This window comes from Actinomycetospora lemnae (assembly GCF_028737315.1).
GTDB lineage: Bacteria > Actinomycetota > Actinomycetes > Mycobacteriales > Pseudonocardiaceae > Actinomycetospora > Actinomycetospora lemnae.
Map to the genome: position 1 here is coordinate 124,723 of NZ_JAQZAO010000009.1, position 16,304 is coordinate 141,026.

20 protein-coding genes and 2 pseudogenes are annotated in these 16,304 nt (G+C 71.9%); 6 read left to right on the top strand and 16 right to left on the bottom strand.

Features of this window, described 5'->3' with window-relative positions; genetic code table 11:
* Nucleotides 1-149 precede the first annotated feature (149 nt).
* Nucleotides 150-893, top strand: coding sequence for a PIG-L deacetylase family protein (locus tag PGB27_RS20620; RefSeq protein WP_274202275.1), 744 nt, complete (start codon nucleotides 150-152; stop codon nucleotides 891-893).
* Between the two features lie 30 nt (nucleotides 894-923).
* Here PGB27_RS20620 and PGB27_RS20625 read toward each other — a convergent pair whose 3' ends face one another.
* Nucleotides 924-1,793 (bottom strand): helix-turn-helix domain-containing GNAT family N-acetyltransferase, encoded by an 870-nt coding sequence (locus PGB27_RS20625; protein WP_274202276.1) that lies wholly within the window; start codon nucleotides 1,791-1,793, stop codon nucleotides 924-926.
* A 95-nt stretch (nucleotides 1,794-1,888) separates the two neighbouring features.
* On the opposite strand from PGB27_RS20625, the gene PGB27_RS20630 reads away from it, so the two are divergent.
* Together PGB27_RS20630 and PGB27_RS20635 are read left to right on the top strand one after the other, a co-directional pair.
* Entirely contained in the window at nucleotides 1,889-3,238 is a 1,350-nt protein-coding gene (locus PGB27_RS20630) for an FAD-dependent oxidoreductase (RefSeq protein ID WP_274202277.1), read from the top strand.
* A gap of 49 nt (nucleotides 3,239-3,287) precedes the next feature.
* The gene (locus PGB27_RS20635) at nucleotides 3,288-4,529 is read left to right on the top strand and encodes an MFS transporter (protein WP_274202278.1); all 1,242 of its coding nucleotides are present in this window, start codon (nucleotides 3,288-3,290) and stop codon (nucleotides 4,527-4,529) included.
* On the opposite strand, the gene PGB27_RS20640 is transcribed toward PGB27_RS20635, so the two are convergent.
* From PGB27_RS20640 to PGB27_RS20665, 6 genes are all read right to left on the bottom strand, one after another.
* Nucleotides 4,510-5,028, bottom strand: a complete 519-nt coding sequence (locus PGB27_RS20640; protein WP_274202279.1) for a DinB family protein — start codon at nucleotides 5,026-5,028, stop codon at nucleotides 4,510-4,512. The two genes, PGB27_RS20635 and PGB27_RS20640, sit on opposite strands and share 20 nt — an antisense overlap.
* Nucleotides 5,029-5,114: 86 nt before the next feature.
* On the bottom strand, nucleotides 5,115-5,519 hold the full coding sequence (locus tag PGB27_RS20645) for an ester cyclase (RefSeq protein WP_274202280.1): 405 nt from the start codon (nucleotides 5,517-5,519) through the stop codon (nucleotides 5,115-5,117).
* A gap of 11 nt (nucleotides 5,520-5,530) precedes the next feature.
* Nucleotides 5,531-5,866 (bottom strand): YnfA family protein, encoded by a 336-nt coding sequence (locus tag PGB27_RS20650; RefSeq protein ID WP_408630102.1) that lies wholly within the window; start codon nucleotides 5,864-5,866, stop codon nucleotides 5,531-5,533.
* Nucleotides 5,867-6,185: 319 nt separating this feature from the next.
* On the bottom strand, nucleotides 6,186-6,626 hold the full coding sequence (locus tag PGB27_RS20655; RefSeq protein WP_274202281.1) for a MerR family transcriptional regulator: 441 nt from the start codon (nucleotides 6,624-6,626) through the stop codon (nucleotides 6,186-6,188).
* Entirely contained in the window at nucleotides 6,623-6,958 is a 336-nt protein-coding gene (locus PGB27_RS20660; RefSeq protein WP_274202282.1) for a hypothetical protein, read from the bottom strand. Before PGB27_RS20660 ends, PGB27_RS20655 begins: the two co-directional genes overlap by 4 nt.
* Nucleotides 6,959-7,299: 341 nt before the next feature.
* Nucleotides 7,300-7,917, bottom strand: a complete 618-nt coding sequence (locus PGB27_RS20665) for a cation transporter (RefSeq protein ID WP_274202283.1) — start codon at nucleotides 7,915-7,917, stop codon at nucleotides 7,300-7,302.
* Between the two features lie 64 nt (nucleotides 7,918-7,981).
* Between PGB27_RS20665 and PGB27_RS20670 the strand changes: the two genes are divergently transcribed.
* Nucleotides 7,982-8,305 (top strand): ArsR/SmtB family transcription factor, encoded by a 324-nt coding sequence (locus PGB27_RS20670; protein ID WP_274202284.1) that lies wholly within the window; start codon nucleotides 7,982-7,984, stop codon nucleotides 8,303-8,305.
* Between the two features lie 52 nt (nucleotides 8,306-8,357).
* Here the strand turns inward: PGB27_RS20670 and PGB27_RS20675 are convergent, their stop codons facing one another.
* From PGB27_RS20675 to PGB27_RS20695, 5 genes are all read right to left on the bottom strand, one after another.
* Complete coding sequence (locus PGB27_RS20675; protein ID WP_274202285.1) at nucleotides 8,358-8,522, bottom strand: hypothetical protein; 165 nt, start codon at nucleotides 8,520-8,522, stop codon at nucleotides 8,358-8,360.
* Nucleotides 8,519-8,911, bottom strand: a complete 393-nt coding sequence (locus tag PGB27_RS20680) for an NAD(P)/FAD-dependent oxidoreductase (protein WP_274202286.1) — start codon at nucleotides 8,909-8,911, stop codon at nucleotides 8,519-8,521. The genes PGB27_RS20675 and PGB27_RS20680 overlap by 4 nt, the downstream gene beginning before the upstream one ends.
* 453 nt (nucleotides 8,912-9,364) lie before the next feature.
* Nucleotides 9,365-10,033: an arsenate reductase ArsC gene (locus PGB27_RS20685; RefSeq protein WP_274202287.1), complete on the bottom strand. Its 669-nt coding sequence runs from the start codon at nucleotides 10,031-10,033 to the stop codon at nucleotides 9,365-9,367.
* Nucleotides 10,033-11,169 (bottom strand): ACR3 family arsenite efflux transporter, encoded by a 1,137-nt coding sequence (arsB, locus tag PGB27_RS20690; protein ID WP_408630103.1) that lies wholly within the window; start codon nucleotides 11,167-11,169, stop codon nucleotides 10,033-10,035. Before arsB ends, PGB27_RS20685 begins: the two co-directional genes overlap by 1 nt.
* Nucleotides 11,166-11,600, bottom strand: coding sequence for an ArsR/SmtB family transcription factor (locus PGB27_RS20695; protein ID WP_274202288.1), 435 nt, complete (start codon nucleotides 11,598-11,600; stop codon nucleotides 11,166-11,168). The genes arsB and PGB27_RS20695 overlap by 4 nt, the downstream gene beginning before the upstream one ends.
* Before the next feature lie 497 nt (nucleotides 11,601-12,097).
* Here PGB27_RS20695 and PGB27_RS20700 point away from each other — a divergent pair.
* A pseudogene (locus PGB27_RS20700) lies at nucleotides 12,098-12,231 on the top strand (Ig-like domain-containing protein); the annotation flags it as partial.
* Between the two features lie 298 nt (nucleotides 12,232-12,529).
* Nucleotides 12,530-12,751 (top strand): annotated as a pseudogene (locus PGB27_RS20705) (L,D-transpeptidase); the annotation flags it as partial.
* A 202-nt stretch (nucleotides 12,752-12,953) separates the two neighbouring features.
* Here the strand turns inward: PGB27_RS20705 and PGB27_RS20710 are convergent.
* The 4 genes from PGB27_RS20710 to PGB27_RS20725 form a co-directional block, all read right to left on the bottom strand.
* Complete coding sequence (locus tag PGB27_RS20710; protein WP_332843845.1) at nucleotides 12,954-13,967, bottom strand: cation diffusion facilitator family transporter; 1,014 nt, start codon at nucleotides 13,965-13,967, stop codon at nucleotides 12,954-12,956.
* A gap of 1 nt (nucleotide 13,968) precedes the next feature.
* Nucleotides 13,969-14,340, bottom strand: a complete 372-nt coding sequence (locus PGB27_RS20715; protein ID WP_274202290.1) for a hypothetical protein — start codon at nucleotides 14,338-14,340, stop codon at nucleotides 13,969-13,971.
* Between the two features lie 109 nt (nucleotides 14,341-14,449).
* On the bottom strand, nucleotides 14,450-15,346 hold the full coding sequence (locus PGB27_RS20720) for a vitamin K epoxide reductase family protein (RefSeq protein WP_274202291.1): 897 nt from the start codon (nucleotides 15,344-15,346) through the stop codon (nucleotides 14,450-14,452).
* Between the two features lie 310 nt (nucleotides 15,347-15,656).
* Complete coding sequence (locus PGB27_RS20725) at nucleotides 15,657-16,220, bottom strand: hypothetical protein (protein ID WP_274202292.1); 564 nt, start codon at nucleotides 16,218-16,220, stop codon at nucleotides 15,657-15,659.
* Nucleotides 16,221-16,304 lie beyond the last annotated feature (84 nt).

Consider the following 16,304-nt stretch of genomic DNA (forward strand, 5'->3'; position numbering starts at 1 on the left):
TCTCCGGCACCTGGCCGGGTCGCCCCTGTTGGGTCCCGGCGCCGTGGTGCACCGCTACTGACGGCAGGACGGGGCGAGGGACGCAGCTGCGTCCTCCGCTGAGGGTCGTCGTCAGTACCGGCATCACAGGACGTTTCGGAGGTTCCGCGATGGACGGACAGCTGCAGGTCATGCCGGAGGACTGGAGTCGGGCGATGGCCATCGTCGCCCACCCCGACGACCTGGAGTACGGCGCGGCCAGCGCGATCGCGCGTTGGACCCGGGCCGGCCGGTCGGTCGCCTACGTCATCGTCACCGACGGCGAGGCCGGGATCGACGGTCTCGACCCGATCGAGGCTGGGCCGGTGCGGCAGAAGGAGCAGGTCGCGAGTGCCGCACTCGTCGGGGTGGACGACGTGGCCTTCCTCGGACACCGCGATGGCGTTGTCGAGGGTGGCCTGGACCTGCGCCGCGACATCGCCCGCGAGATTCGCCGGTTCCGTCCGGAGGTGCTGGTCACCGCGACCTTCGAGTTGACCTACGGCATGGGCGGCGGGCAGCACATCCTGAACCAGGCCGATCACCGGACCGTCGGCGTCGCGGTGCTGGACGCCGCGCGCGACGCCGGCAACCGGTGGATCTTCTCGGAGTTGCTCGATGAGGGCTACGCGCCGTGGGACGGGGTGCGCCACGTCTACGTGATGGGCGCGAACGAGCCCACTCACGCGGTCGACGTCACCGACGCCCTCGAGCCCGGGGTGGCCTCGCTCCGTGCGCACGAGGCGTACCTGCGTGGGCTGGGCCGCGACTTCGACCCCGAGACGTTCGTGCGGGGCATGACGGCGATGGCCGGGCCGGCCCTCGGCGTTCCGCACGCCGTCGCGTTCGCCCAGATACAGCTCCAGGGCGTGTGACGACTGCCAGGGCCACGACGCAGGGTGGCGTCACGCAGCCTGACCGCTGCGGCGGCGCTCGAGGAAGACGATGTCGCGCCAGACGCCGTGGTGCTGGCCGATGCGTTCGCGGACGCCGAGGGTGCGGTAGCCGGCGGAGTGGTGCAGGGCGATGGCGGCGCGGTTCTCGGTGAAGATCGTGGCCTGCAGGGTCCAGAGGCCGGCGGCGTCGGCCGCGGTGACCTGGCGGTGGATCAGTGCGCGGCCGACGCCTCGCCGTCGGTGGGCCTCGCCGACGTACACCGAGGTCTCGGCGACCCCGGAGTAGACGGGTCGGGTCGAGGTCGGGCCGGCCGCCGCCCACCCGACGACCTGGCCGTCGATCTCGGCGACCCACCGGTGGTCGGGTAGCCACGTCGCGTCGAGGGTGTCCGCGTCGGGGACCTCAGTGTCGAAGGTGGCGTCGCCGGTCGCGATGCCCTCGGCGTAGATGCGCAGGACGGCGTCCCAGTCGTTCGGCTCCATGGCGCGCACGGTGACGTCGTCGGGAACGTCGTCGGGGCAGCACGGGCGGGGTGCGAGCAGCCCCAAGACCGCGTCGGCGGCGTGCGGGAGCCCGACGCAGCAGGCGGGGTTCACGCTGACCCGGGTGGAGGTGCCCTCGCGGCGCAGGACGAGGAAGCCGGTGTCGGCGAGCTTGCGCAGGTGGTGGGAGCACGTCGCCTGGCTGATGCCCGTGAGCTCGGCGAGACGACCGACCGACACGGGCCCGGTGGCGGTCGCGACGGCGTGCAGGAGCCGCACCCGGACCGGCTCGGCGAGGCAGGCGAACCAGTGGGCGTAGGTCGCGGCATCGTCGCCCGAGAGCTGCGCGCGCGCACCCCCGGGCGAGGCGACGAGGGGCGGCGAGCTCGCGGTCATGAGCAGAGTCTATCGATCCTCGTCGATGGTTGCACCCATCGACGCGCCTCGATACTCTGCGGCCGTTCGATCGAAGTGCGTCGATGGAGGCCGTGATGAGCGAGACGGAACTGCCGATCGTGGTGGTCGGAGCGGGTCCGGTGGGCCTGGCGGCGGCTGCCGAGCTGCTCGAGCAGGGTCTGGACCCGTTGGTGCTCGAGGCCGGCGAGCAGGTCGGGGCTTCGGTGCGTGCGTGGGGTCACGTGCGGCTGTTCTCGCCGTGGGAGTGGGTCGTCGACCCGGCGGCCCAGCGGCTCCTGGAGAAGGACGGCTGGACCCCGCCGGACCCGGAGACCTACCCGAACGGCGTCGAGTGGGTGGAGCGCTACCTCGCACCCCTCGCCGAGGCGCTCGGGTCGAGAGTGGTGACGGCAGCTCGGGTGATCGGCGTGGCTCGCCGCGGTCGTGATCGCGTGGTCGACGCCGGCCGCGACAGCGAGCCGCTCGTGGTGCACGTGGCCACCGACTCCGGAGAGCAGCGCATTCTCGCCCGTTCCGTCATCGACGCGTCCGGGACCTGGACCTCGGCGAACCCGCTGGGTGGCGACGGGCTGCCCGCGGTCGGAGAGCGGGCCGTCGGCGACCGTGTGCGGGCTGGTGTTCCGGACCTGACCGTGCCGGCCGAGCGGACCCGCTACGCCGGTCGCCACATCGTGGTCGCGGGCTCCGGGCACTCGGCGCTGACCGCGCTGGCGTCCTTCGCCGACCTCGTGCACACCGAGCCGGGCACGGAGGTGTCGTGGCTGCTGCGCCGCGGCTCGTTCGGCCAGGTCTTCGGTGGAGGCGACGCCGACCAGCTCCCGGCGCGCGGCGCCCTCGGCCAGCGCGCCGCCGAGGCGGTCGACGCGGGACTGGTCACGCCGCGGTTCGGGTTCCGCACCGAGCGGGTCGAGCCCGGCGCGGACGGCACGCTCGCCCTGGTGTCCGACGACGGTCAGCGCGTCGAGGGCGTGGACGAGGTCGTGGTCCTGACCGGCTTCCGCCCGGACCTGTCGTGGCTCTCCGAGGTCCGCCTCGACCTGGATCCCACGCTGCAGGCGCCCAGGGACCTCGCTCCGCTGATCGACCCCAACGCGCACTCGTGCGGCACGGTCTACCCGCACGGGGCCGCCGAGCTCGGACAGCCCGAGCGCGGTCTCTACCTCGCGGGCATGAAGTCCTACGGCCGCGCCCCGACGTTCCTGGCCCGCACCGGCTACGAGCAGGTCCGCTCGATCGCCGCGGAGCTCGCCGGCGACCACGAGGCGGCCGCGCGGGTGGAGCTGATCCTCAACGAGACCGGGGTCTGCGGAGGCGCCGGGCTCTTCGACGCCGACACCTCCGCGGCCGAGACCGCCGCCGGCAGCGGGTGCTGTGCCGCCCCCGCCGAGCCCCTGTCCGTGACGGTCCCGAGCGCGGCCGGCTGACCCCGAGCGCGTGGGACCAGGCGACCAGCAGGGCGGACCCGCCCCGGCCGTGACCGACGATCCGCCGGACGACTCCGGTGGGCTGTCGCGTCGCGGCCGGTGGCGGGTGCTGCTCGTCCTCTGCCTCACCGAGATCACCAGCTGGGGCGTCCTCTACTACGCGTTCCCCGTCCTCGCGCCCACGCTCGCCGAGGACACCGGCTGGTCGATCAGCACCGTCACCGCCGCGTTCTCCGCCGGCCTGGTCGTCTCCGCGCTCGTCGGCATCCCGGTCGGGCGCTTGCTCGACCGCCGCGGGCCGCGCTGGGTGATGACCGCAGGCTCGCTGATCGGGGTCCCGGCGATCGTCGCGGTCGCCACAGCCGAGTCGCTGCCGTGGTTCTTCGCCGCGTGGCTGCTGGTCGGCGTCGCCCAGGCCGCGGTCTTCTACCCGCCGGCCTTCGCCGCGCTGACCCGCTGGTGGGGCCGCGACCGCGTCCGGGCACTTACCGCGCTCACCCTGGTCGCGGGCCTCGCGAGCACGGTGTTCGCGCCGCTGACCGCGGCGCTGCTCGACCCGTTCGGCTGGCGCGGCACCTACCTGGTGCTCGCCGTGGTGCTCGCCGCCGTCACCGTCCCGGCGCACCTGGTCGGACTGCGCGGTCGCTGGCCCGAACCCGTCGAGGACGCCGAGACCACGCCCGTCGACGACGACGACCGCACCGCCGGGTCCATCGCCCGCAGCCGCCCGTTCGTGCTGCTCGTCGTCGCCGTCTGCCTCGGCGCCTTCACCGCGTTCGCGGTCACCGTGAACCAGGTCCCGCTGCTCATCGAGCGCGGCATGTCGACCTCCCTGGCCGCGTGGGCGCTCGGGCTCGGCGGCGTCGGGCAAGTCCTCGGACGCCTGGGCTACAGCCCGCTCACCCGCCGCACCGGCACCCGTGGCCGCGCCGTGCTGATCCTCGGACTGCTCGCTCTCACGACACTTCTGCTCGCCGTGCTGCCCGGCCCGCCGCTCGCCCTGATCGCTGCCGCGATGCTCGCCGGCGCCGCCCGCGGCATCTACACACTCCTGCAGGCCACCGCCCTCTCCGACCGGTGGCCGGCGCGGTTCTACGGCCGGCTCAACGGCATCCTCACCGCTCCGGTGATGCTCGCCATCGCGATCTCCCCGTGGGCCGGCAGCGCCCTGGCCGACCTGCTCGGGGGCTATCCGCCGGTATTCGTCATACTGGCTGCGGCTTCGCTCGCGGCCGCCATGTTGGCCCTCGCGACCGTGCCCGCCGCCGAGCTCAACCGTCGTCGAGCGTGAGCTGACGGCGGTGGAACTCGAAGTGCTGGGTCGGGAAGCGGTAGAGGTCCGCGAGGGTCATGTAGTCGTGGAAGAACGGGTCCCACCGCGTGGGGTAGTGCATCCCGCGAGCCAGGGCCGCGTCCGTCTCCCCGTCCAGGCGACGATGCAGCGCCGCGATCACGCGGTCGAAGAGAGCCGTCTGCCCGCGGCGGCCGAGGGTGGACCCACCGGCCCAGGACCCGAGGAAGTTCGCGGCGTCGAAGGGCCCGGTCGCCGCGTTCAGCAGCCGCGCGTACGCCCGACCGGCACCGTCGGGCAGGCGACCGAACACCCGGACCAGGTTCATCAGCGCCCGCATGATCAGATAGCCGAGCAGCATGTGGAACAGGAGCTGCTGGTTCGTCCAGCGGGTGCCGGACGAGCCGCGGTGCAGCTCGACCTCACTCGCTCCCGCCCAGAGCTGGTGAAAGCTCGCCCGGGCCCGCTCCATCTCCTCATGGACGATCTGTCGGTCCATCCCGTGCATGGTCCTCCGACAGGACACCCGTCGTGAAGTCATGCTTCGCGTCGATCACTACGACCGCTTCTTGGTCTACCGACGCATCACGAGTTGCCTGCCGCAGCTTCGTCCAGGTCGAGGTGGCCGAGCTGGGTCATCCGCGACAGGTTGTCCTCCAGGCCCCACGCCGACGCGATCTTGCCGTCGCGCACCTCGAAGAAGTAGACCTCGGCGACTCGCTCGAACCGTTGCCCGGTGGGCGGATGTCCTTGCCATTCGCCGTGCTGCGTGCCCGAGCACAGGAAGCGCCCCACGACGGTGTCGCCTTCAGCAACGAGGGTGACGATGCGCATGTGGACGTCGGGGAACGACGCACGGAACGGGGTGATCCACGCCTTTGCTGCGGCGGCCAGGCGCGGTGTGTAGATGTCGTCGAGGACGTCGAGGTGGCCGGCGTTCATGACTTCGTCGATGAGCCGGCGCACGACCGCCTTGTTCTGCTCGCTCACCGGCACCTTCCTCAGACTGGTCGTGGGCCGTACATGATGACCGCGACGCCGACGAGGCAGATCAACGCGCCGATGACGTCCCAGCGGTCGGGCCGGAATCCGTCGAGCACGACCCCCCAGAGCAGCGAACCGGCCACGAATATCCCGCCGTAGGCAGCGAGGATGCGTCCAAAGTTCGCGTCGGGCTGCAGCGTCGCCACGAACCCGTAGACGCCCAGGGCGAGGACGCCGGCACCGATCCACAGCCAACCGCGGTGCTCCCGCACGCCCTGCCACACCAGCCACGCGCCGCCGATCTCGGCCAACGCCGCGAGGACGAACAGGACGACGGATCGCGCAACGGTCACGATGCGAGCGTAGATCGACTCGTCGACCCGTCCCGAACCTCGGCGGTGCAGCCGCACCCGGCCTCCCCGCCGCACCCGCTGTCCCGCCCGCGCCGGACCCGCACCCACCTGGGCAGCAGGATCACGAGCGCAGCGACGACCGCGAGCGCCACCGCGAGACCGGGCAGCCACCCCAGGACCCCGCTGAGCACGCCCCCACCCGCGACCAGCCCGGCGGTGGCGAGCAACGGCACCGCGCAGCACGCCGCGCACGCCACACCGGCAAGACCCGCCAGCCCCGCAGGCCAACCTCCCTGCGCGGGGCGGCCGGTTCGAGCGGTCACGACCGCGACCCCGAGACCGAGCCGAGCTCGACGAAGGGCAGCGGGCAACAGTCGGTCTCCGCGCAGGTCATCAGGTCGTCGCAGCCGGCGTCGAGCGCAGCGCGCAGCGTGTCGCGGATGATGGCGAGGTCAGCGAGCTTGGCCTCCACCTCGGCCAGCTTCGCCGCCGCTCGGGCCTGCAACCCGTCGCCGGCTCGGCGGCGGTGGTGATGACGGCCCGCCTCCACCAGGTCCGCGACGTCGTCGAGGGTGAACCCGAGCCGCTGCGCCGCCTTGATCACCCGCAGCACCGTGACGGTCTCGGGCGCGTAGACCCGATGCCCACCCAGCGTGCGGTCCGGCTCGTCCAACAGCCCGCGACGTTCGTAGTAGCGCAGGGTTTGCACGTTGACCCCCGCCGCTGCGGCCAGCTCGCCCGTTCGCAGCCCCTCGCTCACGCCCGCACACCTGCCGCACGCGCCGCCTCAGCCCGCTGCTGCATCGCATCGAGCACCGCGGTCTGCGACTCCGGAACCCGCACCTCCAACGCCGTCTCGACGTCGGACGGAGCCAGGTCGAAGGAGAAGAACGAGCAGCACCCGGTCTCCCGGGCGACCAGCTCCCGCGTCACCGACACCGTCTCGGCACCGGCCGGCAGGTGCACCCGCAGCCTGGTGCGGTCGACGCGCTCGGCCGGCCGCACCGCGCTCGCGAACAGGTCGTCGAACTCCGCCACCCGCAACGGCTGCTCCACCGTCGGCAACGTGCACGACTCCGGAACCCACGTCATCGCTCTCACCCTCGTCCTCCGGCGCCATGCCCAGCGCCACACCGACGACGGTAAGCCCGTACTTGGGTACCGGTTGCAAGTGTCAGCTCGGCCTCGGACAGCGCGGGCTGGAGAGGAGCGACGGGGCGAAAGGTTAGGGCTCCGGAGCTCAATGGATGGTCCCGGCCGCCCGGACGGGTTCGCTGAGCAGCACGGGCGCAGCCACCCTGCGTACGCAGCCAGGCCTGGGTGCCCATCTGGACCGCATCCCAGGGCGACCCGAGCGGCGGGGTGTAGGAGCGGTTCAGCTCGCCAACGTCGTCGACGCTCATGCTGAGGGCTCGAAGCCGCGGGCCGCGAGGTCAGCAGCCCCGCCCGCGCCACGTGCGGATACCGGTGCCGAGCGACGCCACCGCGAGAACCAGTGCTGCCGTGGGATCGGCCCACCACCATCCGAGCGTCGCGTTGAGCACGAGCCCCGTGAGGATCGTCGCGGAGAGCGCGGCGCAGATGAGGTGTTGGCTGCCCTCACCGCTCGTCGCCGCTGAGCCCGCCTCCACTCCGAGGCGGCGCTTCGCACGACCGAACACTGGCATCAAGATCATGCCGATCGCGGCAAGCGCCACTCCTGCCCAGCTGGCATGCGGTGGAGTAGCGGTCAGGAGTTGAGTCAGAGCCGCTCCCGCGATGTAGGGCGCGAGCAGGAAGAAGCTGACGGCCACGACCCGTTGGGCTCGTCGCTCGGCGTCGGCCGAGGTGATGCGGCGCCCGGTGAACCGCCAGATGATCACGCCGCTGCCCAGACTCTGGATCGCACTGTCGAGTCCGTAGCCCAGTAAGGCGACCGAACCGGTGGCGATCCCCACGGCGGTGGCGACCACGCCCTCGATGCCGAGCCAGACGAGGCTCGACCAGGAGACTCGTCGAATGCGACGAGCCACGGCCTGGTGATCGGTCGGCGGCGCTGCACGGATCCCCACCTTGACCACAGTAGCGGACTTCGGCGCTGATATCGACAAACGCTGATGCTACTACCATTATCCGATGCCCGCGGACTCGAACGAGGTCGAGCGCTGTCGCGCTCTGGCGACGACCTGGGCACCCACCCTGCAGGCCCTCGGCAATCAGGACCGTTTGCTGATCGTGCTGTGGCTCGCCGACGGAGCTCACTCGGTTCGTGAGCTGGAAGAGGTCACGGGCTTGGCGCAGTCGACGGTCTCCTACCACCTGGCCCACCTACGCGATGCGGGCTTGGTCGACTCGTCGCCCGCGGGCCGGAGCAACCGCTACAGCCTCAGCGGCCTCGACCTGCAGCAGGTGGCCACCATTCTCGGAGCCTTGAGCCCCCGACCTGCCGCCGAACCCTGACCACACGTCCGACGTGCGCCTCGGCTCGAGACATGATCGGCGAACAGGTAGCTCACCGCCGAGATATGTCCCCGGCAGGTACGGGTTCGGTAAGCAGCACCGGTGCGGCGCCCTGCGTGCGCACCCAGGCCTGGGTGGCCATCTGGACGGCGTCCCAGGGCGAGCCCAGCGGCGGGGTGTAGGAGAGGTCCAGCTCGCTGACGGCATCCACGCTCATCCGGTGGAACAGCGCGGTGGCGAAGGTGTCGACGCGCTTGGCGACTTCGGCGCCCGGCGCCCGATCAGCTGGGCTCCGAGCAGCGCACCCGAGTCCGCGTCGCCCGTGACGGCGATGTGGATCGGGGTGGCGCCCGGGTAGTAGGCCTTGTGATCGTCGGGGCTGGCGGTCACGGTCGCCGGGGAGAGTCCGGCCGCGACGGCCTCGTGGTCGCGCAGCCCGGTGCGGGCGGCGACGACGTCGAACACCTTGACGACCTGGGTTCCGAGACTGCCGGTGAACCGTCGGTCGCCACCGAGGGCATTCTCCCCGGCCACACGCCCCTGCTTGTGGGCCGTGGTCCCGAGTGGCAGGTAGGTGACGCCGAGCTGTAGGTGGTGGGTGATCACGCAGTCGCCCGCGGCGAAGACGTACGACCAGCTCGTCGTAGACCAGCGTGTCTTCCCGGCCCTCGGCGTCGCGCGGGGCGAGCCGGCGGCCCTCGACGTCGATGCCGGTGGCGGTGGTGTTCAGACGCAGGGCCATGCCGGTGGCCTCGAGGTCGGCGTGGGTGCGGTGGGCCAGGTTGCGCCAGTGGGTGACCTCCCCGGAGACGTAGTAGGGGATGCCGCAGATCGAGAAGTTCGGGTAGGCGTCGGCGACCACGACCGTGACGTCGGTCGAGGGGTCGAGTTCGCGGGCGCGCAGCGCGGCGGAGATGCCGGCGTCGCTGCCATCGATCGCGACGAGGTGCACGGGAGGGCCTTCCTGGGAAGGGGAGCTGCGGGGTGTCGCGTGGCTGAGGGAGCAGGAGCCGGGGGGCGGGGACCTGCGGTGCGCGGGCAGGTGCCCGCCCCGGTGCCTCAGCGGGCGGTGGAGTGCAGCGGGGTGGCGCCGATGTCGTTGAGCAGGCCGCGGACGCGGCGCTCGACCTCGTCGCGGATGGGTCGGGTGGCGTCGAGGTCGAGCCCCGCCGGGTCCTCCAGGACCCACTCCTCGTAGCGCTTGCCGGGGAACACCGGGCAGGCGTCGCCGCAGCCCATGGTGATGACCACGTCCGCGGCGCGGACGACCTCGTCGGTCCAGGGCTTCGGGAACTCGGTGGAGATGTCGATCCCGACCTCGGCCATCGCGGCCACCGCGGCCGGGTTGACCTCGCTGGCCGGCTCCGAGCCGCCCGACCAGGCCACAGCCTGCTCACCGGCGAGGTGGGTGAAGAACCCGAGCGCCATCTGCGAGCGGCCGGCGTTGTGGGTGCACAGGAACAGCACCGTCGGGCGCTCGTCGTGGGACAGTCCCTCGACCTTCGCCAGAGCCTGCAGGCGCTGGCGGGCGAAGCGCTCCGCGAGCAGCGGCAGGAACTTGATGATCGTCGCGCGGCCGGCGAACTCGTCGTAGGACGAGTGCAGGAAGCGCTCGATCGTCTCGAGCCCGAAGGTCTCGGCGAACTCGCGCTGCAGGTTCGTCGCCGCGGTCTTGAGCGCGAGACGCTGGTCGATCGACAGGTCGTGGCGCTGGTAGGTCTCGGTCATCACTGGCTCCGTTGCGAGTGGGTGGATGCTGAACTGTCGGCAGCGGACAGCGGCGCCGGTGCGGGGAACAGGCGACGCCGAAGCCAGAGGGAGACGTAGACCAACGCCACCAGCACCGGGACCTCGATCAGGGGACCGACGACCCCGGCGAGGGCCTGGCCGGAGGTGGCGCCGAAGGTCGCGATGGCGACGGCGATGGCGAGCTCGAAGTTGTTGCCCGCGGCCGTGAAGGCCAGCGTGGTCGTCCGCTCGTAGTTCAGGCCGACGGCGCGGCCGAAGGCGTACGAGCCGGCCCACATCACCGCGAAGTAGACGAGCAGCGGCAGCGCGATCCGGACCACGTCGAGGGGTCGGCTGGTGATGGCGTCGCCCTGCAGGGCGAAGAGCACGACGATGGTGAACAGCAGCCCGTAGAGAGCGAACGGCCCGATGCGCGGCAGGAAGCGCTCCTCGTACCACGTGCGGCCCTTCGCCCGCTCCCCCAGCCTTCGGGTGAGGTAGCCGGCGAGCAGCGGGATGCCCAGGAAGATCAGCACAGAGCGGACGATCGCCCACGCGGAGACGTCGAGGCCGGCGGTGGACAGGCCCAGCCAGCCGGGCAGGACGGCGAGGTAGAACCAGCCCAGCGCGCCGAAGGCGATCACCTGGAACACGCTGTTGAGCGCGACGAGCACGGCGGCGGCCTCGCGGTCGCCGCAGGCGAGGTCGTTCCAGATGATGACCATCGCGATGCAACGGGCGAGCCCGACGATGATCAGACCGGTGCGGTACTCGGGCAGGTCGGGCAGCAGCAGCCAGGCCAGCGCGAACATCAGGGCCGGCCCGATCAGCCAGTTCAGGATGAGCGAGGAGACCAGGAGCCGCTTGTCGCTGGTGACGGTGTCGAGGCGGTCGTAGCGCACCTTGGCCAGCACCGGATACATCATGATCAGCAGCCCGAGCGCGATCGGGAGCGAGACCCCGTCGAGCGCGACCGCGCCCAGGGCTTCGCCGAGGCCCGGGACCAGCCGACCGGCCAGCAGCCCCACGACCATCGCCGCGAGAATCCAGAGCGGCAGGAACCGGTCGAGCGTGGAGAGCTTCGCGACGACGCCGGCCTCGTTCGGGTCGTTCGAGGTCAGGTTCTCGGTGCTCACGCCTCCACCACCGGGAGCTCGTGGCGAGTTTGCGGCACGACGTCCCCGAGCCCGTTCGGCACCGTGTCCGGCGCGGCCGGGACGAGCACGGCGGCCAGCGCCTCGAGCACCTCGGGCTGGATGCGGTAGTACACCCACGTCGCGCGCCGCTCACCGGTGATCAGGCCCGCCTCCCGGAGCACCTTGAGGTGGTGGCTGATCGTCGGGCCCGACAGGTCGAACACCTCGGTCAGGTCGCAGACGCACGCCTCGCCCCCGGCGTGCGAGGCGATCAGGGACAGCAACCGCAGCCGCACCGGGTCACCCATCGCCTTGAACAGCCGGGACAGCTCCCCGGCCTGCTCGCCCGACAGCGGCTCACGGACCAGCGGGGAGTAGCACCCCAACTGCTCCACCAGCCCCGGAGGCACTCGCTCCTCGTGCTTCGACATACTTCTATCTTCACAGACGTCGAAGCAGCCAACAACCCCTAGTTAGACGACCATCAAGAGACGGACGAACGACGCCCATCTGTAAAGCTCGCATGGCTGGTCGAGTCGACCGGCCCCCGGTGGTCGGGCCGGGCCCGACCTCGTTGAAGACAGCGGCGCAGGCGTCCTATGCCCAGCTCGGTCATCGGCCCGTGGGTCATGGTTCGTGCGTGCCGCGCGGCTGTTGTCTCCCGGGACACTGAGCGCCATGACCCAACGCCTGGTGGCTATCCCGATCCTCCCGGTCCGGGACATGGCCGAAGCGTTGGACTTCTCATCGCGGCTTCCTCACCTGACGGTCGAGCAGTACGACGGCGGCGGTTACGCCTTCGTGCGACATCTCGGCGCCGAGGTCATCCACCTGGACCACCGCCCTGAAATGGACACCTCAGCCAACATGGCGGGCTGCTACCTGCGCGAGCATTCGGCCCACCGACGGCCAGACCGTCGGCGTGGCCATGCCGATCTCGATCACCTTCGACGCGCCCGTCACCGACCGTGCCGCCGTCGAGCGCCGGGTGTCGGTGACCACCTCGGTGCCCACCGAGGGCTCGTTCCGTGGATGTCCGACGAGCAGCTCAACTGGCGCCCGAAGGAGTACTGGCGCCCCGGCACGCAGGTCGCCGTGGAGGCGCGCCTGTTCGGCGTCGACAGCGGCGAGGGCGTCTACGGCGAGGAGGACCGCTCGTTCTCGTTCACCGTCGGCCGCGACCAGCGGGCCCGGGGCGACGTCAACGCCCACACGCTCGTGCTCTACCAGGACGGGCAGGAGCTGCGGAGTCTGCCGGCCTCCTACGGCCGCGACGTCTACCCGACGCAGCACGGCGTGCACGTCGCGTTCGAGAAGCACGAGGTCAAGCGGATGCGCTCGGGACACGTGGGGCGGCCCCGCCGAGGGCCAGCCCGGGTTCTACGACGAGGATCTCCCCCTGGCCGTGCGCATCTCGAACAACGGCGAGTTCGTGCACGTCAACGCGGACACGGTGCGCCAGCAGGACCGCAGCAACGTCTCCCACGGCTGCGTGAACCTGTCGCCGGCCAACGGGCGCTTCTTCTACGACTGGGTGCAGATGGGCGACCCAGTGGAGATCGTCGGCTCGAGCCGCCCCTGACCACCCGCGACGGGGACATCGCCCGACTGGACGATCCCCTGGGAGGAGTACCGGCAGGGCTCGGCGCTCGCCGGCGGGGCCTGAGGCCGGCCCCGAACTTCGTCCCGGGGGGAGGGACGGCGTTCGGAGCCGGCGATCCGATGGTGACATGTCGGAACGAGCTCGTGTGGCAAAGGCGCGGTGCCTCCTCCTACCCCTGCGGTCAGACGTTCGCCGAAGCTGAGACCGCCGGCGACGGTTCGGGGGGCACGCAGGCGGACTCGTGGGCCGCGTGCGCCGCCGCTTCTACCTGCAGCGTGCTGTGGTGCAGCGCGAACCGTTCCTCCAGCACAGCCGTCGCCGCGTCGAGCACACCGTGCTCTCCGCAGTCGGCGGTGGCGCAACCGTCCTGACCGATCACCAGATGTGCCGAGACGGCCGGGTTGCGGTCGTTGATGGCCCAGACGTGAAGGTCGTGCACCTCCTCGACGCCGGGGAGGGCGAGCAGCGTCGAGCGCACCTCCTCGACGTCGATCCCGGCCGGCGCGCCCTCGAGGAGCAAGTGCGATGCCTCGCGCAGCAGCGCGACGGTGCGCGGGACGAGGATCGCGACGATGGCGAGTGAAGCCACCGTGTCGGCGTAGACCCACCCGGTCGTCAAGGTCACCGCGGCGGCCACCAGGACCGCCACCGAACCGAGCGCGTCGCCGAGGACGTGCAGCGCCGCACCGCGGACGTTCATGTTCTCGGCGGCACCACGGCTGAGCACCAGCAGCGCGACCAGGTTGCCGACCAGCCCGATCGCGCCGAACATCAGCAGGCCCAGTCCCGGCACGGGCGTCGGATCCCCGAGGCGCTCGAACGCCTCGATCGCCACCCAGACGGTGACCGCCAGCAGAGCGAGGGCGTTGAGCGCCGCGCCGAGTACCTCGGCGCGGCCGAGACCGAAGGTGCGTCGGGTGCTCGGCGGACGCTGGGCGAGCCGGGCGGCGACGACGGCCGCGATCAGGGCGGCGACGTCGGTCACCTGGTGCCCCAGGTCGGCGAGCAGCGCCAGCGACCCGGTGACGACAGCACCGACCGCACCGCTGATGAGCACCGTCGCGGTGATCGCGAGCGCGATCGTCAGCTTGCGGCCGTCCGAGCCTCCGTGCCCATGACCATGTCCGTGCCCCATGGCTCGAACAATACATGCACGCATGCGCATGCGGCTATGGGTATCGGCCTCGACGGACATCTCAGTGGCCGACGAGCGTGAGGGCCCCGAGCGCGGTGGCGGCGGCCACGGCGGCGCCGATGTGCCAGTTCCGGAGCTCGCCGGTGCGGCGCTTGTCCCGTGCCATGCCGATGCCGACCATCGCCGTGCGGAGCAGGACCCCGGCCACCAGCGCGAGCAGGATGGGCACGATCGTCTCCGGCAGCGGGCTCACGGACGCCACGATGACTCCGGCGACGGGCCCGAGGACGGCGATCACGAGCCACGGCACCATGCTCTGCCGCGCCTGCTTGAAGAGCGCGGCGAGGGCGAGGCCCTCGCTGGCCGAGTGCACGAGCAGCGCCGCGATGACCGGCACCGACGGGGTCAGCGCGAGCGTCGCCCCCTCGATCACGCGGTGCACCGTGAGCGCGGCCGCGGCTCCCACACCACCGAGGGCAGCCGGTCGGTCGGCGCCCGCAGGACGGTGCCCCCCGGTGGGCGGGCCCTGGTCCGAGGGCTCGTCATCGTGGCCGTGGCCGCAGCCTCTGCGGGTGAACCATGTCACGACGACGAAGCCGGCTACGAGCGCGAGGACCGGCATCCACAGCGGCCGCTTCCTCGGAGACGTGCCAGACGTCCGGGACGATGTCGGTCAGCGCGCTGGCCAGCATCATCGCTGAGGCCAGCGAGAGCCACAGCCCCACGCGGCCGGAATAGCGGCTGGCGAGCCAGGCGCCGAGCACGGTCGCCGCGGAGATCAAAGCGACGGCGCCGAACGCGCCGCCCTCCACCGGATCGCTCTCGTACCAGTCGCTGGTCAGGAAGACGGCCGTCAGGACCGCGAGGGACCAGCAGCCGACGACCCAGCGGTCGTGCTCGACGAGACCGCGTGCGGCGGCCGGCAGGGGAAGCCACGCCTCCTTGTAGGCGGTCACGACCGTGGACCAGAACAAGGGGATCGCGACGAGGCAGGCGGCAACGCAGTAGGCGCACAGCGCGTCGGCGAGGAAGAGGCTCTGGACGAGTGACCAGTGGGCGATCGCCGTGCCGGTCGAGACTGCGGCGAGCAGCCCGACCCCGACCTGGCGCGACAGCGTGACCCCGGCGGTGGCGATGGTGCCGATGGCGGCGACGGCGGCGAAACCGGCGATCCCGATCAAGGGGACGAGATGGCCCCAAGGACTCGCGGCGGCCGGTTCGCACACCGGCCCGGCTCCTTCTCCGCAGGCCGGCACGAGGTCGAACACCACCGCGTTCTCCGCGGCGCGCACCACCGACACCAGCAGCCCGATGGCGCCGCCGATCAGCAGCAGCCACGCGAACCCTCGATGGTCCGGAGCGGGTTCCGCCGGTGCGGGAGGAGGTTCGGGCGCGGCGAGACCGCAGAGGTGACCGCTGGGGAACGGCGCGGTCGCCACGCTCGCGACGGCGTCGAGGAAGCCGTGACCACCGTGGCCTCGCTGCCGGGGAAGCGGGGAGGTGAGGGCCTCGTCGGGCCGCTGGGCGCGGGGCGCCGGGCGCCCGCGTGGCTGGAGCGCGACAACGCCCGCGGGGTCGGGCGGCCGAGGCGGCCGTTGCTGTTCCTGCACGTTCATCGGGGGTGCCTCTCGGGCGGAGGTGGGGAGCGTCGGGGCGGGTCGTCGCCGACGGCTCCCACGCATCGCCGGTCCACTCGAGGCCGTTCTCGTCGGGGGCGAGAGGCGCTTCGGGTCCGTGGAGCGAGGTCGACTAGTCAGCGACGGCGAGCCGCGGCGGACCCCGCCGCACCGCATAGGCGACCCAGACCAGGGAGACGGTCGCTCGCGCCGGCCTCGTCACCGCCGGTCGCTCGGAGGTCGAGTCCTCGGGCGCGTCGGAGATCAGCGACCGCAGGCAGCGAGCGAGCCGGTGGACGGCCTCGGCGCACGCCAGCAGCACCACGTCCACGGCCGCCACGAGCAGGACCATCGCGACGGCGACCACGACGTAGCCGACGAGCAGGCCAAGGTGCACGGCGCTGTGTGCAGCCGTCAGGTCCGCGGTGGTGCGATCCCACACCTCGCCGGCGGCGTGGAGCGCCGGCTGCGCCAGGACCGTGGCGCTGGCCAAGAACGCGGCGACGCGGTGTTCCCGCCCGAAGCGGTGGAGCCGGAGCAGCCCGACCACGGCCGACACCGAGCCGAGGGCGACGACGTGCCCGAGACTGGCGCCGCCGACGAGGTCGAGGAGGACCGAGGCGACGAAGGTGGCCGCGGCTGCAGCGATTGCCGGCCAGCGGGGGCCTGAGCAGGTCCGAGGGTGGGTCGTCCGCATCGCTGCGTCCACTCTCGCCTCCGTGGGCTGCTGGTGCCTGCGGTTCTTCCGCGTCAGGTCTGGCGCTCAGCCGTCGAACGGTCG

Excerpts from the sequence above, each read along its gene's own strand:
- PGB27_RS20660 (WP_274202282.1), bottom strand. The coding sequence starts at position 6,958 with ATGACGTGGGTTCCGGAGTCGTGCACGTTGCCGACGGTGGAGCAGCCG.
- PGB27_RS20695 (WP_274202288.1), bottom strand. The coding sequence starts at position 11,600 with ATGTCGAAGCACGAGGAGCGAGTGCCTCCGGGGCTGGTGGAGCAGTTG.
- PGB27_RS20710 (WP_332843845.1), bottom strand. The coding sequence starts at position 13,967 with ATGTCCGTCGAGGCCGATACCCATAGCCGCATGCGCATGCGTGCATGT.
- PGB27_RS20725 (WP_274202292.1), bottom strand. The coding sequence starts at position 16,220 with ATGCGGACGACCCACCCTCGGACCTGCTCAGGCCCCCGCTGGCCGGCA.
- PGB27_RS20620 (WP_274202275.1), top strand. The coding sequence starts at position 150 with ATGGACGGACAGCTGCAGGTCATGCCGGAGGACTGGAGTCGGGCGATG.
- PGB27_RS20670 (WP_274202284.1), top strand. The coding sequence starts at position 7,982 with ATGCCCGCGGACTCGAACGAGGTCGAGCGCTGTCGCGCTCTGGCGACG.
- PGB27_RS20685 (WP_274202287.1), bottom strand. The coding sequence starts at position 10,033 with ATGACCGAGACCTACCAGCGCCACGACCTGTCGATCGACCAGCGTCTC.
- PGB27_RS20675 (WP_274202285.1), bottom strand. The coding sequence starts at position 8,522 with ATGAGCGTGGATGCCGTCAGCGAGCTGGACCTCTCCTACACCCCGCCG.
- PGB27_RS20625 (WP_274202276.1), bottom strand. The coding sequence starts at position 1,793 with ATGACCGCGAGCTCGCCGCCCCTCGTCGCCTCGCCCGGGGGTGCGCGC.
- PGB27_RS20630 (WP_274202277.1), top strand. The coding sequence starts at position 1,889 with ATGAGCGAGACGGAACTGCCGATCGTGGTGGTCGGAGCGGGTCCGGTG.
- PGB27_RS20640 (WP_274202279.1), bottom strand. The coding sequence starts at position 5,028 with ATGGACCGACAGATCGTCCATGAGGAGATGGAGCGGGCCCGGGCGAGC.